This is a genomic window from Flammeovirgaceae bacterium SG7u.111, assembly GCA_034044135.1.
In the GTDB taxonomy this organism is placed as follows: domain Bacteria; phylum Bacteroidota; class Bacteroidia; order Cytophagales; family Flammeovirgaceae.
This window is the reverse complement of sequence record CP139021.1, coordinates 185563-202046: the sequence shown is the minus strand read 5'-3', so window position 1 is coordinate 202046 and position 16484 is coordinate 185563. Positions and strand designations below refer to the sequence as shown.

10 protein-coding genes are annotated in these 16484 nt (G+C 38.6%); 5 read left to right on the top strand and 5 right to left on the bottom strand.

Annotated features, from left to right (window positions below; translation table 11 throughout):
* Positions 1-2: 2 nt before the first annotated feature.
* Positions 3-2363 (bottom strand): TonB-dependent receptor, encoded by a 2361-nt coding sequence (locus R9C00_00830; protein WPO35993.1) that lies wholly within the window; start codon positions 2361-2363, stop codon positions 3-5.
* A gap of 605 nt (positions 2364-2968) precedes the next feature.
* Here R9C00_00830 and R9C00_00825 point away from each other — a divergent pair.
* The 3 genes from R9C00_00825 (at position 2969) to R9C00_00815 (ending at position 7406) form a co-directional block, all read left to right on the top strand.
* Entirely contained in the window at positions 2969-4189 is a 1221-nt protein-coding gene (locus R9C00_00825) for a chorismate-binding protein (GenBank protein ID WPO35992.1), read from the top strand.
* Positions 4190-4377: 188 nt separating this feature from the next.
* Positions 4378-6543, top strand: coding sequence for a S9 family peptidase (locus R9C00_00820; protein WPO35991.1), 2166 nt, complete (start codon positions 4378-4380; stop codon positions 6541-6543).
* 122 nt (positions 6544-6665) lie between these two features.
* Positions 6666-7406, top strand: a complete 741-nt coding sequence (locus R9C00_00815) for a response regulator (protein ID WPO38751.1) — start codon at positions 6666-6668, stop codon at positions 7404-7406.
* Positions 7407-7416: 10 nt separating this feature from the next.
* On the opposite strand, the gene R9C00_00810 is transcribed toward R9C00_00815, so the two are convergent.
* Entirely contained in the window at positions 7417-8061 is a 645-nt protein-coding gene (locus R9C00_00810; GenBank protein ID WPO35990.1) for a WG repeat-containing protein, read from the bottom strand.
* 40 nt (positions 8062-8101) lie between these two features.
* On the bottom strand, positions 8102-9649 hold the full coding sequence (locus R9C00_00805; protein WPO35989.1) for a DUF4301 family protein: 1548 nt from the start codon (positions 9647-9649) through the stop codon (positions 8102-8104).
* A gap of 755 nt (positions 9650-10404) precedes the next feature.
* Between R9C00_00805 and R9C00_00800 the strand changes: the two genes are divergently transcribed.
* Positions 10405-10818 carry a MaoC family dehydratase gene (locus R9C00_00800; protein ID WPO35988.1) on the top strand — a complete coding sequence of 138 codons (414 nt, stop codon included), beginning with the start codon at positions 10405-10407 and terminating at the stop codon, positions 10816-10818.
* 55 nt (positions 10819-10873) lie between these two features.
* Here the strand turns inward: R9C00_00800 and R9C00_00795 are convergent, their stop codons facing one another.
* A complete protein-coding gene (locus R9C00_00795) occupies positions 10874-11773 on the bottom strand; it encodes a MerR family transcriptional regulator (GenBank protein WPO38750.1) in 900 nt (299 codons plus the stop codon).
* A 461-nt stretch (positions 11774-12234) separates the two neighbouring features.
* Between R9C00_00795 and R9C00_00790 the strand changes: the two genes are divergently transcribed.
* Complete coding sequence (locus tag R9C00_00790; GenBank protein ID WPO35987.1) at positions 12235-12984, top strand: alpha/beta hydrolase; 750 nt, start codon at positions 12235-12237, stop codon at positions 12982-12984.
* On the opposite strand, the gene R9C00_00785 is transcribed toward R9C00_00790, so the two are convergent.
* Positions 12981-16403, bottom strand: a complete 3423-nt coding sequence (locus R9C00_00785; protein ID WPO35986.1) for a two-component regulator propeller domain-containing protein — start codon at positions 16401-16403, stop codon at positions 12981-12983. The genes R9C00_00790 and R9C00_00785 overlap by 4 nt on opposite strands.
* Between the last annotated feature and the right edge of the window lie 81 nt (positions 16404-16484).

The window sequence follows — 16484 nt, the reverse complement described above, 5'->3', positions numbered from 1 at the left end:
ACTCATCCCTTAAAATGGACAAACCGCTTCCGTAAGCTTACATAGAGGTAGCGGTTATTCGGATCGTACTGGCTGAAGTTATCTATATTCCCGGGCTGTACCCTATGATTTGTATAAAGTGGATTTCTCAATACGTTTACCGCCCGAAGTTGCACCGTTAGCTTTTGCTTTTTGAAACTTTTTTTGACATAAACATTCAATCCGTATCGGCATCCTTTTTCATTGAAAACTGTAAAAACAGAGGAATTGTAAAAAACTACACTTTGAAGATTAACTCCTTTTTTAAGCTTATAATCCAAATTCAATTTTCCATTGCCAATTAGCTCCTCCGAAAAGGGTAATTCCTTCCCAAGCAAATGGGTAGCTGATTGATGAAAGCCTGACAAGGTCATTTTAGCAGAAAGCTTTTCCTTGAACATTTTTCCTGAAAGAAATACCTCTGCTCCTACCAAACTCAGATCCGCCAAGTTCTCGTAGCGGTAGGTCATTATATCATAAGTATCTTCATTGTCGATATACACATAATCTTGATCGATTATCCCCAGGTTTTCCTTGTAAAAAACGGAAGCATAGGTATCAAAATCGTCTTTCCCATAATTATAGGTCAGCTCATAGTTTTGAAGTTTTTCGGGTACAAGACCAGGGTTGCCAAAGTGAAAAGAATAAGGACTTAGCGATGTATTGGCAGGATTTAGCTGCCGCATGTTCGGTAATTTCACACGCTGCGAATAGGAGAAATTTAAGCTTTTATGCTCGGAAAAAGTGTAAGAGATGGCCGCAGTAGGAATATAGTTGGTATAATTCCGCTGATAATCAACCGAGTCATTTACATTATAATCAGCGAGGATCAGCTCCATGCGAATTCCCCCATTTACATGAACTTTCCCCACCGTTTTGTTGAGCTGCAAGTAACCAGCATTGGTCACATCCGTTGAGTGGAACTGGGAAAGGTTATACAGAGTATCTTGGGAAGTTTCAGGAGCTGCGGGGTAGTATTTTTTCACTTGAAAAGCATCGGTACTTGAGGAAGATCTATTGTATTCAAAAAAATAGCCCGCCTCCCAAGCGAGAACCTCACCTAACTTATCTTCAAAATCGGCTTTGAAACCAAACTTGGTAAACCCGTCGTCTTTCCCGTTTCTCCTATACCGAAGGTAATCGAGTTTTTCGAAGGTATTTTTATTGTAAAGTTGTTGCAATCCCTCTCTGAAGTAGGTATAATTTCCTGTCGAAACATCAGCTACAGCTAAAAATTTCCGTTCTTTTTTGTCCCACTTTCTATTGTAGGAAATAGAAGCATCTATGTTTTCAGTGAGAATGTCATATGCATAATCGGCATCGGAAAAAGACCTCAACTCATCTTCTCGGAAGGAGGAGTCTTCTAAAAAAAGGTTATTTGCCAAAGGCTTGTTGAGGTACTTCAGGTTAAGGTTTAGTTGATTAAATTTATTTGGAGTATAAGCCATACCAGATGTGAGCACTACATTATTTAACTTCCTAGTATTACGGCTTTGTTGAAATACTTGAGAAGTATAATCTACTCGCAAATTCTTTCTTTCAACATCGGAAACTTGGTTTATTTCATTGTGCTGAAAATTCACCCCAGCAAAAACACGAAACTTCCCAAGGGTTCTATTTACCATCCCGTTGGTGTTTATCAAGCCTTCCGACCCTGCCCCCACTTCTACAAAGCCGTTTGTCCCCTTTCTTTTTTCTTTTTTGAGCTTGATGTTGATCACCCCATTTCCACCTCTGCCATCGTATTTGGCAGAAGGATTAGTAACCACTTCTATTTCGGCAATCATTCCGGCAGGCAGGTCTCCGGCAATACTTGAGAGATTACTCCGCACCCCATCGATTAGAATCACGGGGGAGCTACCCCTGATCATAATATTATTTTCATCGTCTACCGTAACCGATGGAATATTGTTCAACACATCTGCCACGCTGCTTTCCCCGTCCAAAGCAGAATTCTCGACATCTACTGTCATTTTCCCTGGCTCAACTGTGAAATAGGTTGGCGTGCCTACAATCTCTACCCCTTCTAGTTGCAGAGCACCAGATTTCATCACTACAGTACCCAAATCGGTATCTTCCGACAAGGAAAACTGTTTTTCTATTGTTTCTAAACCAATAAATGATGCTTTGAGCAGGTAATCGCCCTCACCTACTTGGAGTGTAAAAAAACCATTCTCATTAGTGGCTGTTCCTTTTACTTGCCCCCCTTCGCTGAAAAGCACCACATTCACGAAAGGAAGAGGATCGCCTATTTCATCGGCAACTTTTCCTTTAACTGTAAATCCTTGTGCAAGCGAAAATAAAGAAGCAAAAAACAGCATTAAAAAAGCCGTTATTCGTCTCATGATACTAATTTGTTAATAATGTTGGGATTGTGAAGTCCGATATAAAGCTACTGAATTAGTTTAAAATTGGACTGATTTGCTTCAAAAAAGAGAGATAAAATTATCCTACCTAAATATTTAAAGCAACAGCCAATTTGTAATTAGAGCGGAGAAACCAAGAAAGGTTTAGTACAGGGAGAGGAAAAATCGAGTTTTATAAACTGACTTACAAAGCCCTTTATTCCATGAGCGGTTTGCTCGGTCGGTTATTTACCCTTAATTTGGTTTTTTATAAATTGTACTATTATAAATAGAATTCCATGGTATTAGCAACCTTATTTTTCTCATTCATCGGCATTTTCAAATTTATCATCAGTGCCATTTTTACTATAATATGGATCGCATCGATCATCCATTGTATCCAAAGCGACTTGAGTACAGGGAAAAAAGTCCTTTGGGTATTAATCATTTTCTTCCTCCCCATGGTAGGTACCATCCTTTACTATTTCTTAGGCAATACACGGTAGGCAGAATGCCTTCTCTGAGCATTTTCAGCTCAAAACTTAACTTTTAAACATCCACTTACTATTTTTGATAAAATAAGGTAGGATGAAGAAAACTTAGGAATGGACATAACACAAGGACTAGACAAACCAACGACAGCAAAACAAACCAATTTACTTTCCAGCCTGATAGATATGGCTTGTGCGGAAAATCTTTCGGTAGCTATGTGGCAGCTCCCTGGTGAAACGGAGCAGCACGCCATTGTCGATTGTTCTGGTCAGTTGAACAAAGTCCAACCCGATCTGGAAAACCTGCCTGAAGGCTTCATTGCCAGCACTTTTTTGAGGGAAAATCCCGAAGATTTTTTCATTCGGGCAGATATTCATTTTAAGTCCAATGAACAAGAGCTGGTAGAGCGTATCTTGCCCAACCAAGAGTGGAAAATAGGGCAAACAAGAGATGAGTTTATCCGTAAGCTCAAATCGGTAATTGTAAAAAACACGCCGCGCTACCACAGCCATTCGGCTGCCCATTATTCTATTTCCGATAAAAACCATTACATAAAAATGGTAGAAAAAAGTATTGGGGAAATAGAAGCAGAAACTTTTCAGAAGGTAGTTTTATCAAGAAACAAAACCATTGAGTTGCCTGAGGGCTTCGATATTATGAGCTGTTTCAACCGCCTTTGCAAAGCTTATCCCGCCGCATTTGTCTCGCTTATTTCCTTGCCTGGTGTAGGCACTTGGATGGGCGCATCGCCCGAAATCCTTATCAATACGAATGAAAAGGGCATTTTCAAAACCATATCGCTGGCAGGTACGCAGGCTAAAAGCAAATTTGACAATATCTGTGATGCTTCTTGGACACAAAAGGAAATAGAAGAGCAGGCAATGGTGAGCCGATATGTGATAAACTGTTTCAAGAAAATAAGGCTGAGGGAATTTGAAGAAATCGGTCCCAAAACGGTAGCTGCTGGCTCACTTCTCCATCTCCGCACGGACTATGTTGTTGACACAAAAGCGGTGAACTACCCGCAACTTGGTTCGGTAATGCTTGGTTTGCTACACCCTACTTCTGCCATCTGTGGAATGCCCAAAGAAACTTCTCTAGATTTTATTTTGGAACACGAAGATTACGAGCGCTCATTTTATAGCGGCTACCTTGGCCCTGTGAACGTGGAAGGGAAAACGGGGATTTTTGTAAACCTACGCTGTATGCAACTGCTGGAAAAAGAGGCTGTGTTATATGCCGGGGCTGGAATTACCCAAGACTCCGTGCCCGAAAAGGAATTTATGGAAACCGAAATGAAAATGAATATTATGTTCAGCCAGTTGGAGGGGTAATGATTTTTTAGCTCAAGGAAGGAAATAAATAGGTATTGACCTGTTGCAAGCAACACCTTTGCCGAGTGGGAAAAAGCGGTTTTCTTACCGTTTATATAATCTTTTCCACTCTACTTTTTGAAAGCCGCAAACAATTCTATCTTTGTTTTATATAACTACATCAATAACAATCACTTAATATATTAAAAATGAGAAAAGGCTTATTTATTTTTTTGATACTAATAGCTGGAGCAAACGTTTTTGCCCAGAAAAAAATAACTGTCCAAGACATTTATGCTAGCCCTGCATTTTATGCGCAATCGGTACGAGGGATAAACTGGATGAACGATGGGCAGTATTACTCTTCGCAAGAGGGAAATGACATTGTAAAATATGATGTGACCACAGGTGAGATTGTGGAAACGATAGTGGATGGTGACGACCTCGACCCAAACATTTCTTTCCGGAGCTATAGCTTCAGTGCAGATGAAAAAAAAGTGTTGCTCCAAACGGCCATCGAACCTATTTACCGCAGATCTTTCAAGGCTGAATATTATGTATATGACCTTGAAAGCAAAAAACTGCAAAAGCTATCAGACGGTGGCAAGCAGTCTTACGCTACGTTTTCTCCCGACGGATCTAAAGTGGCTTTTGCCCGCGACAACAATCTTTTTTATGTGACGCTGAGCGACATGAAAGAGGTGCAAGTGACCGATGATGGCAAGTTCAACCACATCATCAACGGTAGTGCCGATTGGGTGTACGAAGAGGAATTTTCTATGGCAAAAGCATTTTTCTGGTCACCTGACGGGGGGAAACTTGCCTACTATACTTTTAATGAAACTGAAGTTCCTGAATACAACATGCAAGTGTGGGCAGATGCCAAGCTCTACCCTATTGACTACCGCTTCAAATACCCTAAAGCAGGTGAAAAAAATTCGGAGATCAATATTTCGATTTTCCACTTGGCTGACAGCAAAAAAGTAAGTGTAGATATAGGAACCGAAAAAGATATTTACATTCCTCGTGTAGTTTGGACGAAAGATGCCAACCTTCTTTCTGTGAGGAAAATGAACCGCTTGCAAAACAAGCTGGAAGTGCTTCATGTAAATGCAAAAACTGGCGAAAGCAAAGCTGTTTTGACTGAAATAAGTAAAACCTACATCGATATCAATGATGACCTTACGTATCTAGATGGAGGCGAACAGTTTATTTACACCAGTGAAAGAGATGGCTACAACCATATTTATTTGTACAACATGGATGGTAGTCTTGAAAAGCAAGTGACGCAAGGAAAATGGGAAGTGACCAGTTTTGTAGGGGTTTCTCAGGGAAAAAGACCTAAAGTGTATTATGTGTCTACCGAAGTTTCTCCTATGGAAAGGCATTTCTACAGCATCGACCTGAAGAAGGGAAAGAAAATAAAACTGACAAAAGAAAGAGGCAGCCACCGGGTGAACATGAGCAACGATTTCAAATACTACATCAAGTATTTTAGCAACTCAGACACACCAAACCAAGTAAGCCTACACAAAACAGAGAAAAACGAAATCATAAAGCCTCTGGAAGAAAACAAGGAATTGTTGGAAACTACCAAAGAATTTGGTTTCGTGAAAAAAGAAATCTTCACGCTAAATGCTGATGACGGAACGCTTTTGCACGGCTACATGCTAAAGCCAGCCGACTTTGACGAGAACAAGAAATACCCAGTTCTGATGCACGTATATGGCGGTCCTGGTGCTATCCAAGTGCAAGATAGCTGGGGCGGAAGCCACTTCCCTTGGCACCAAATGCTTACACAAAACGGCTACATAGTTGCCGTGGTAGATAACCGAGGAACGGGTGCAAAAGGCAAAGAATTTAAGCACGTAACCTACGGTCAGCTTGGTAAATATGAGACCCAAGACCAGATTACAGCAGCTAAATACCTTGGCTCGCTTGGCTATATTGACAAAAGCCGCATCGGGATTTGGGGATGGAGCTACGGTGGCTACATGTCTTCTTTGTGCATTATGAAAGGAGCGGATGTATTCAAAACTGCCATCGCCGTTGCTCCGGTAACTACTTGGAGATTTTATGATACTATTTACACCGAGCGTTATTTGAAATTGCCACAAGGAAATGCCTCTGGCTACGATGACAACTCGCCGCTTTCACATGTAGATAAATTGAAAGGAAACTTCCTTTTGATCCACGGAACAGGTGACGATAACGTACATTTCCAAAACTCGGTAGCATTGCAAAATGCTTTGATAAGTGCAGGAAAACAATTCCAGTCATTCTACTACCCTGACAGAAACCATGGTATTTATGGTGGAAATACTAGGCTTCATTTGTTTGAAATGATGACCAACTACGTGAAAAACAATTTATAAGAACAGCTATCGCAGAGGGAAACTGATGTTTCCCTCTTTTTTCATTTTGAGAGGAGTACATCTTTTCTTAATTTGACAATAATTTAAGTGAAAAACTTTGCCCCTAACCATTAAAAGCCATGATGAAAGCAATTATAGTCGATGATGAACGGCTAGCCAGAAAAGAACTTAGGTCTCTACTCGAAAAAATAGATGATCTGGAAATCATCAGCGAGGCTAGCAACGCAGATGAGGCTTTTGAGCAAATTCAAGAAGAAGAGCCTGACGTAGTATTTTTAGACATCCAAATGCCCGAAAAAACTGGCTTTGATTTGCTGGAAATGCTTCCTAGTGTACCTAGGGTGGTATTCACTACGGCTTACGATGAGTATGCACTTCAAGCATTTGAGATCAATGCATTGGACTATTTACTCAAGCCAATTGATCCGAACAGGCTAACCGAAGCTGTTGACAAAATCAGGCAGCTAGTTGCCGCAGAAGATTCTGTTCAAGATTCAGAAAGCAGAAAAGGAAAGGCCAATCAAAAACTGGACGCTGGAGATCAGGTGTTTGTGAAAGATGGGGAAAAATGCTGGTTTGTAAAACTGGAAGATATCCGCTTGTTTGAATCGGATGGAAACTATGTGAAGGTATTTTTTGATACATTCCGTCCTCTCATCCACCGCTCACTCAATGCACTGGACGAAAGGTTGGATGAGAAAATGTTTTTTAGGGCAAGCAGAAAATATATTATCAATTTGAAATGGATTGAGAAAATTGAGCCATGGTTCAATGGCGGCCTGATGGTCAGTCTGAGAGGTGGGCAAAAAGTGGAAATATCTAGAAGGCAAGCAGCTAAATTTAAGGAAAAACTAAGCTTGTAAACCATAAAACCTAATTTGGGCAGTTTTCCACGCACTGTCCTTCGTGGTTTATCAACATCCAATCCATACCTATTTGAACTTTTGCCTTTCCATTTTTATACGGAAAGGCAAAATCATATTTGGGGGAAATCACTTCGTTTCCCTCCTTATCTATGTAGCCCCACATAGCTCCTTTGCGAAAAGCTGCTTTTCCCTCAAAAAAAGAGGTTGCCTTGTCAAATTTGTGAGGGATAATCAGCTCTCCATTTTTATCCACAAAACCCCATTTCCCTTCTTTTTTTACTGCTCCTCCCCCTTCTCTGAACGCCTGGGCATCGTCGAAAGCCAATGGAATAACAACAGCTCCTTTTTCTTCTACATAGCCATAAAAACCATCTTTCTTCACCACTTTTAGCCCTTCGGAAACTTCCCCTACATAATCGAACTCAGCCTCAGAATCTTCAATTTCATCATCACCATCTTCTTCTGCCAATGCAGCCACCTCTTCTTCAATTTCGATAACTTTAGCAGGGCTTTCAGAAATAACTTCTTGTTCAGCATCATTTGTCCCTTCTTCGCCTTTAGAATTTCCACCACTACAAGAAACCAGTCCGTTTAAAAGGGCTATACATACAAAAGCGGAAATATACCGCCTTTTAAGATTGAACTTGGGCATACATTTCCGCATTATAAAGCAAGTTTAAGTTTTTGAAACCTTATTGGTGCTCGTCACGCAACAGGTCATTCACCACTTTTACAGGGTTGAAGGTTATGATCGGTACTTCTACAAATACAGTGTTCCAGTCAGACATTGCTCCGTTCCACAAACCAGGAAGCTCTTGCGCTTTCAAGTCTTTTCCATCTTTTGATTTTTGGGAAATAAAACCTGTCTTAGGATCGCGATATTTCAATAATTTGAACTCCCCGCCCATGTAGTCTTTCACTCCACATACCAAATCGACGGGATTGAAGTGGGTTGAGTTTTTCAAGATTGAAGCCTGCTCCTCATTGCCCATATCTACTTGGGCACTTTCTACTACTTGGAGAGAAACGCTACCATCGGGATTTTTCGCCCAAAATGGACCACCACCAGGCTCACCTTCATTTTTTACCATTCCACATACCCTAATTGGCCTGTTCAATTTATTTTTAACATATGCAACTCGACTATCCTTGTCCTTACCTCCTACCGCAGTTCCTGGCAATACACATAGCTCCTTTTCCAAAAAGCTTTCCATCTCAGCGAGCTCTGCTTCACTCACCTCTTGCCCTTCCATTTTGGTAAGATAGGCAAAAGCCTTTTGTTGCAAATCGAGCAATACGCCACCTATTATCTTTTTATACAAAAATGTATCTGCCTTAATATTATCAGGCACTACATTGTCGATATTTTTAATAAATATAAGATCAGCGTTGATTTCGTCCAAGTTTGCTAGCAATGCACCGTGACCACCTGGTCTGAACAACAAGCTACCATTATCCAGCCTGAAAGGTTCATTATCGAGCCCTACGGCTATGGTATCAGTAGAAGCTTTTTGTTGTGAATAAGAAATATCAAACCTTACACCAAAAGCCTTTTCGTATTTGCTTTTTACCTCTTCTACTTTTTCAAAAAACTTCTTCTCGTGCTCTGGCGAAACCGTGAAGTGAATTTTCACATCTCCTTCAGAAGACTTTGCATAATTCGCCCCTTCAACCAAATGTTCTTCTACAGGAACCCTTGCCCCATCTTCATAATTATGGAACTTTAATAAGCCTTTTGGAAGATTACCATAATCCAAGCCATCTTCGGTTAGTAGGCCTTTAAGCACTTGCCGGTATTCCCTTTTGAGCACAGCTTCTTCCAAGTTGATATCATTTTTGGCAAGAGCCGCCTTCAAATCCTTATAAAAGGCAAATTTTTCTATTTTTTTGAAAAAGGTGAAAATTGAGTTTTTGCCCTGATCAGCTTTTAGCTTCTCGTATTCTTCTTCTGTACCTTGGTAAGAATCCATGAACTCGAAAAGAGACTTGAACATCCTACTAGCTGCACCCGAAGCTGGCACAAATTTGACTACCGATTTTCTACCTATATTTTCATCGTAATATTTACTAAAGCTCTTAAGCTCTTCCTCCGACATTTGTTTTATGCCATGAGTTGGAGTAGCTGCCTTTTCGAGCTGCATAAAAGGGAAACCATCTTTGAAATTTTGGATTTGGGTGTCAACATCTCGAGTGTTTGAGCCTCTGAGGGCAATTTGTTGTAAGTCGATATCAGAAAACATTTCTTTAGGTTAGTTTTATAGTTACTTTAGGATTGAAAACAACAGTTTTTGCGCAACTACATTTGGCGCAGAAAAAATAACAGAGTTTATTAAAAATAGGTACAAAAATATAGTTGAGAAAAGAAGCAAGCTTATTTCTCAGTACCTAAAACTTGTCCTTGAATATAGCTGATAAAATGCTATTTCCTATTATTAGAACCTCACGTATAAATATTTGTTAACTACTTCTCAAAATAAGCAATAATCACGGCTTATAATGATAAGCTGTATTTCGAATTGAAAGGAAAATAAACTATTGATCAAAAACTGCGGAAGGGAAATAATTTGATGAGATCTATTTGAAAAAAAACTCAGACCCTATAAAAAGTAAAAAGAGCTTCGTTATTAACAAAGCCCTTAGTCTAGTAAATATGAAAATGAAAAGTTCTTATTTTGGATCTATGTCCAATTATATATCTTTAATGCTAGCGTTTTAGCGTATTCTTTTATCCGATTAGCTATGCAAATATATATTCGATGATACAAATATCCAAGTCGGGCAGACAAATATTTTCATTTTTATACAAATTTAACATTTAGTTAACCCAAAAATAAAAATTAGCGACCGTATTTAAATGTATATTTTACATGTATTTTAAAATGTCACCATTTAGTATTTTTCGATTAAATACATATATAATATCGTAAATACATATATTTGAAGAATATAATTCTTTTTATAAACATATTAATGTATTAGTTAGCAAAGCAATTAAATGGAGCAGATTTCGCAAGGAAACACTCACGAACATGAGTTTTCATTCACGCAAGAAGAAGTGAAACTATTTGCAAAAGTTACTGGAGACAGCAACCCTTTGCACTTGGATTCAGAATATGCAGCAAACACCCCGTTCAAAAAGCCAATTATGCATGGGATTTTGTCTGCCAGTATATTTTCAAAAGTGCTTGGGACTATTTTCCCAGGGGAAGGAACGGTATACCTTAGCCAAAAGGTCGATTTCTTGAGACCAATGTTTGTCGAGGTAAAATATAAAGCTGTATTTGAGGTAAAATCAATCAACCCAGATAAACATACCGCTGTTATTTCTACCAGTATCTACCAAATAGATACAAATAAAATAACCGTAAGGGGGGAAGCTGGGGTGATGCACCGAGAATTAATAGGCTAAAAAAAAGCCCTCAGAGTGGAAACACTTTGAGAGCTTGAAAGCTTTCATTGTCAAGTTACCTGAGCCTTGGTTCATTTTGTTCTTCTAAGAACTCAATAAGGTATTTTATATGGGTAATAACCTTCGTATTTTCATGAGTTTTGATATCCTGCCCTACTACTTGGTAGCCAGATAGCAAAATATCGGCTTCGGGAAATGTTTCAGATAACGTATCTACATACGCCTGTACATGGTCAGTTTCTGGCATGGAGGTAATTATGGTAACCAAATAATCAGGTTTATGAATACTATAAGCCTGAAGTAGATCTTCCATGGGCAAACTTTGTCCCAAGTAAATGAGTTGGTTATTTCGAGCCTTTATAAGGTAGGCAGCAAACAACAGGCTTATCTCATGCAGCTCACCATTTGGCAGATAGAGCATGTATTTTTTCTGGCTCTCATTGTTATTTGTATACTGACCATCAATAGCTACCACTAGCTTTTGCCTAATGAGATTGGTAATAAAATGTTCTTGGGCTGGATTGATAGAATCTATTTGCCACAGAAAACCAATCTTTGTCAGAAATGGGTAAATAATGTTGATCATGGTGTCTTCAAAACCGAGTTGAAGAATATTTGTAGACATTATTTTCTCGAACTGAGATTCGTTCAAGTCAATCATTGCGACTGTTAGCGCCTGTATCTGATCAGAATAATTATTATTCTTACCTATGGTTTCTACTACCTTCTCATACACCTCTTCTTTGCTCATATCGGCTATTTTAGAAATTTTGTAGCCATTATTATTGAGAAGGGAAATATTGAGCATATGCTTCAGATCATCCGCATCGTAATAGCGAATATTGGTTTCAGTTCGCTTAGGGTTTATAATTCCATAGCGCTGCTCCCATATTCTAATGGTATGCGCTTTGATTCCCGTTAGATGCTCAAGGTCTTTTATCGAATATTTACTCAGCACGATTCTCTTTTTTTGTTAAAAACCAAATAATCAAAAACTTACACTATTTCAGGGAATAAAAAGCCCCTAATTCTTCACCAAGCTCAAAAGCCATTTTCACGTTTAATTTTGAACGATTGGCGATTGTGCAAGCACATCACAATAAAGCGTCAAAAGGTTCAATCAATTGGTTCTACCTTCAAACTTAACAATTTTTCAAAATGTTTGAAGATTCAGCCTTTATCACAAACAGTTAAACATTTACTATTTTCCAAATATAAAATTTGAACGAGTGATTAACCTTATTCAAATCCTTAATAAATCTTTTGTTTGTAATTCTAACTATTGGATATAGAACTTAGACAATACAAAAATGTTTAATATTTACACTCAATAATTCCACAAAATTAGTTAATATAGCCTAACCATTAGGCTTAAAGCAATCTATTCTTCCATTTAAACAAATACCTAATACTACGTTGAGTCCCAAAACACTTTCATTCATTTTTGGCAAAAGCCCAAATAAAATATTGGCTTTCCATGGTTTTGGACAAGATGCTCATGTATTTGAAGGGCTAAAGGGAAAAGAAGTACATAGCTTCGATCTTTGGTTTCATGGGCATGTGGAGAAAATCGATAGAGAGGATGCAACTAAGGAAAAATGGGAAAGAGCTATTGAAGCTTATTTGGATGAAAAGAAACTTAAGAAATTCTCGGTCATAGCATTTTCCATTGGGGCTAAACCTGCTTTAAGTCTTGTTGATAAGCATCCGGAAACGGTGGAAAAACTGATTTTGATAGCCCCAGATGGTATTAGGGTAAACTTTTGGTATAAACTAGCGACAGGAATAGGTTCCCCATTATTTAGGTACTTCATCGCTAATCCAAGCCCAATTCAAAAAACCTTGCTTTTCTTAAAAAAAATCAGTTTCATTTCTTCACAAACATTCAAGCTTGCGAACCAACAATCTAAAAACCAAGCCCTCCTGCAACGTGTGTATGATACATGGATGGGTTATAAAAGCTTCAAATTTGACTTTAAAGAACTTGCAAAAAAATGTAACAGTAATAAAATTGAAGTCCAATTTGTGTTAGGGGAAAAGGATTCAATTATTACCCGACGGCATATTCAACCTTTCTATAAATACCTAAAGAACCCTTCGTTGGTTTATTTGCCAACCAACCACGCTTTACTTTTGAAGAAATATATCCAGAAGATTGATAGCTAGGAAAGGGGTAAGCTGATGACAAAGGTTGTTCCAGTATTTATTTCTGAACTTACGGTTATCTTACCTTCTAGTTTATCCATTGTTTCTTTTACGATATACAGCCCAATACCCGACCCTACAGAAATCTCACTCGCCTTAAAAAACATGTTAAATACTTGACGAATTTTATTCTCTTCTATCCCTATGCCATTATCAGAAAAAGTCATTACAAGCTCACTTTCTTGCTTCTCAAATTCAACTTTCAAGTAAGAATCATTGATAAACATATTCTGATATTTGATAGCATTAGAAATCAAATTTCGAAATACAATCTTGAGTCGCTTAGGGTCGCTTTCATATTCAAAAGGCTCACTAAGATGGCAAATATCTATATTGAGATGCGATGCTTTTTCCATGTACTGCAAATCATCGATTACCTCGCTGAAAAGAACAGGGAAATCAATAGGCTCTTTCACTAACTCCATGCGGGTATTCCTAGAATAATCAAGAATATCCCCCACAAAAACATCCAATTTCTTAACACTTTGATCTATCAGCTTAAGGTACGTTGGTATTTGACCTGGATCTTTTTCATTCTCCAAAATATTGACCAGCCCCATTACCGAAGATAAAGGTGCACGGATATCATGTGAAACTCTATATACAAAATTGTCAAGTTCCTTATTTGATTTTTTTAGTTCTTCCGTTCGTTCATCCACCATTTCTTCCAAGCGTTGGTTTATTTCCAGCACTTCAAAATTAGCGGCTTCCAACTCGGTGGATTGTGCTTGGATCTCTTCATTTTTACCTCTAATTATTTCATTCAAATCCCTAAGCACCCCATTTGCCCTTATCAACTTATCTGTCCGCTCTTGTACCAACTTCTCAAGCCCTCCCTTTTGCTTTTCAATACTTCTAATCCGCAAATACACTACACCGAAAAACACCCCAGAAGAGGCTATCAATAGTAAAAAACCAAACCACCACGTACGCCACCACGGTGGGGTAATGGTGATACTGAGAGTACGACTATTACTTACTTCCCCATCGGCTCCCACAGTTCCCACTTCAAAAATATAGTCATTTGGCAATAGGTTTGAATAAGTTGCTTTTCTTGATTTACCAACTTCCTGCCAGCTTTCATCCACAAACCCAAGAAGCCTATACCTGTAATCCACTTCTTCTATAGCCGAAAAATCTAAAGCAGAATAAGTAATGCTAAACAATGACTGTTTATGGTTCAACATTAACGTTTCTACTTCGTTAATCTGGGTCGGCAAAATTGGAGAGTCCCCTACTTTGACTGTTTTATTGAAAACCTCAAAATTTGAAAAGAAAATTGGTGGTACAAACTGAGACTTGCTCACACTATCGGGATGAAACAGGTTTAGCCCTGACCCTCCTCCAAAAATCATTTTACCCGAAGATAAAACACAGGACGAAGCGTGATTGAACCGCAATCCCTGCAAACCATATTTTAGCCCATAAGATGCCGTTGTGGTGAGTGTCGATGGGTCGAACCTATTGATTCCGTTATTTGTTGAAAGCCATAAATTACCAGATGCATCCTCTTCTATAGCTTGGATCGTATTACTAGAAAGACCTTCTTCTGTTGTAAATGCCTTACAGTTCATGTTTGCTTCATCTATCAACAACAACCCACCGCCCTCTGTACCTGCCCACAACCGATCTTTGCTGTCTCTTTTGAGGCAAGTAGGAAAAAAATTATTCCCTCCCAAATTTTCTATGGAGCCTATTACTTTCCCGGTAAGCGAATTGATACAATCAATGTTCCCCACATTACTTCCAACCCATATTTTACCGTTGTGATAATTTATTGAATTAACTTTTTCGGAGCTAATTCCACTATTAGTAGGCAAGAAATACTCATATTCATCTGTGTCAGTGTTAAACCTAACTACCCCTCCACCAAAAGTTGCTAGCCACAAATTCCCGAGATCGTCCTCTGCTATTGATATAACATTCTCATTAGCAGTCGTACCCCTGTTTTGATCTTTATAATGGACAAACCTATTTTCTTTAGGATCAAAACGATCTATTCCACCGTTCCAAAAGCCTATCCACAATTGGGATTTGCTATCCATAAAAAGAGTTTTTACCTTATTATTAAAAAGACTATTAGGATCCTTAGGATCGTGAGAATAATTTATGATTGAATTGCTAGAACGATCATAAAAATCTAGCCCACCCCCATCTACGCCTATCCAGACATTACCATCTCCATCTTCAAGCACTCCGCTAACTTCATTGCCTGAGAGAGATAGGTTGTTTTTATTCTCATAAATATGTTCAAATGTTACAAATACCTCATCGAACAAGCTAAACCCTTTTTCAAATGTACCAACCCAAAGCCTGTTTTCGCTATCTACATAAAGACTCTTCAAAATATTTGACCCTAAACTCTTAGAATCAAATTTATTTTTATAGTAACAATAAAATGCATGATCAGCCTCATTATAAAGAGCTAATCCTCCATCTGTCGCAACCCAAACCCTACCGTTTTCTCCCTTTACTATATCCCATACCTGATTATCTGGTAAAGATCTAGGGTCAGAAACGTTACATTTAAATTGCATCAACTCTCCATCCGCCTCAAACAAATACAATCCATCTCCCAAAGCCGAGACCCAAAGCCTGTCTTTTTCTTTCTCGTAAAGTAGTCCTTCTATCGCAGCTGTGCTCAAGCTCCTCCATTCACTTCGGCTAGAAAATTCTTTCTTTTCTGGGTCAAACTCAAAAAGCCCATTGCCAAGCGTTCCAACAATAAGCTTCCCTTCCTTTCCTTCTATTATTTTGTTCACCCTATTATGTGAAAAATCTTTATAGTCTGGAAGTGGCTTATAGACTCCTAATACCTCGTAGGAAGATGTATCGAACAAAAGGAGACCATGACCATAAGTTCCTGCCCAAATCCTGTTTTTCGAATCCTTAAAAACCTTATAGATAAAATTTGTTGGGATACTTGTAGTATCACCTTCCGCATGCACTAACCTTTTAAATCGTTCGGTGGCCAAGTCCATTATACTTATTCCTCCTCCCCATGTTGCCAACCAAATATCATTATGCAATCCATCTGAAATCTCTAAGATGTTATCATGTGAAATACTTGTAGAATCTGATGCATCATTTTTAAAAACAACGAATTCATTCCCATCATATCTATTTAGCCCATCGTCTGTCGCTAACCACATCACCCCTCTGCCGTCTTGGTAAAATCCTTTGACGAGGTTATCGGAGAGGCCATTCTCGACTGTGAAATTTTTGAACGCAACAGGAGGCTGAGCCAGAGCCAAGAAAGAATTTATAAGTATAAAGAAAAAAGTAAGCCCTCCTTTGGCATACCCTAAAAGTATGAGAGGTGGGTAAAACCGTCGAATTATAACAGAAAAGTACTGATTACTTTTATTGATTTCAATCATAGAAAACAGGCACGTGTATGCTACTCTACAAGAGTAAGAATTTTTTTAGGAATCATCCTCCGCAAACAGGTAAAACTTTAT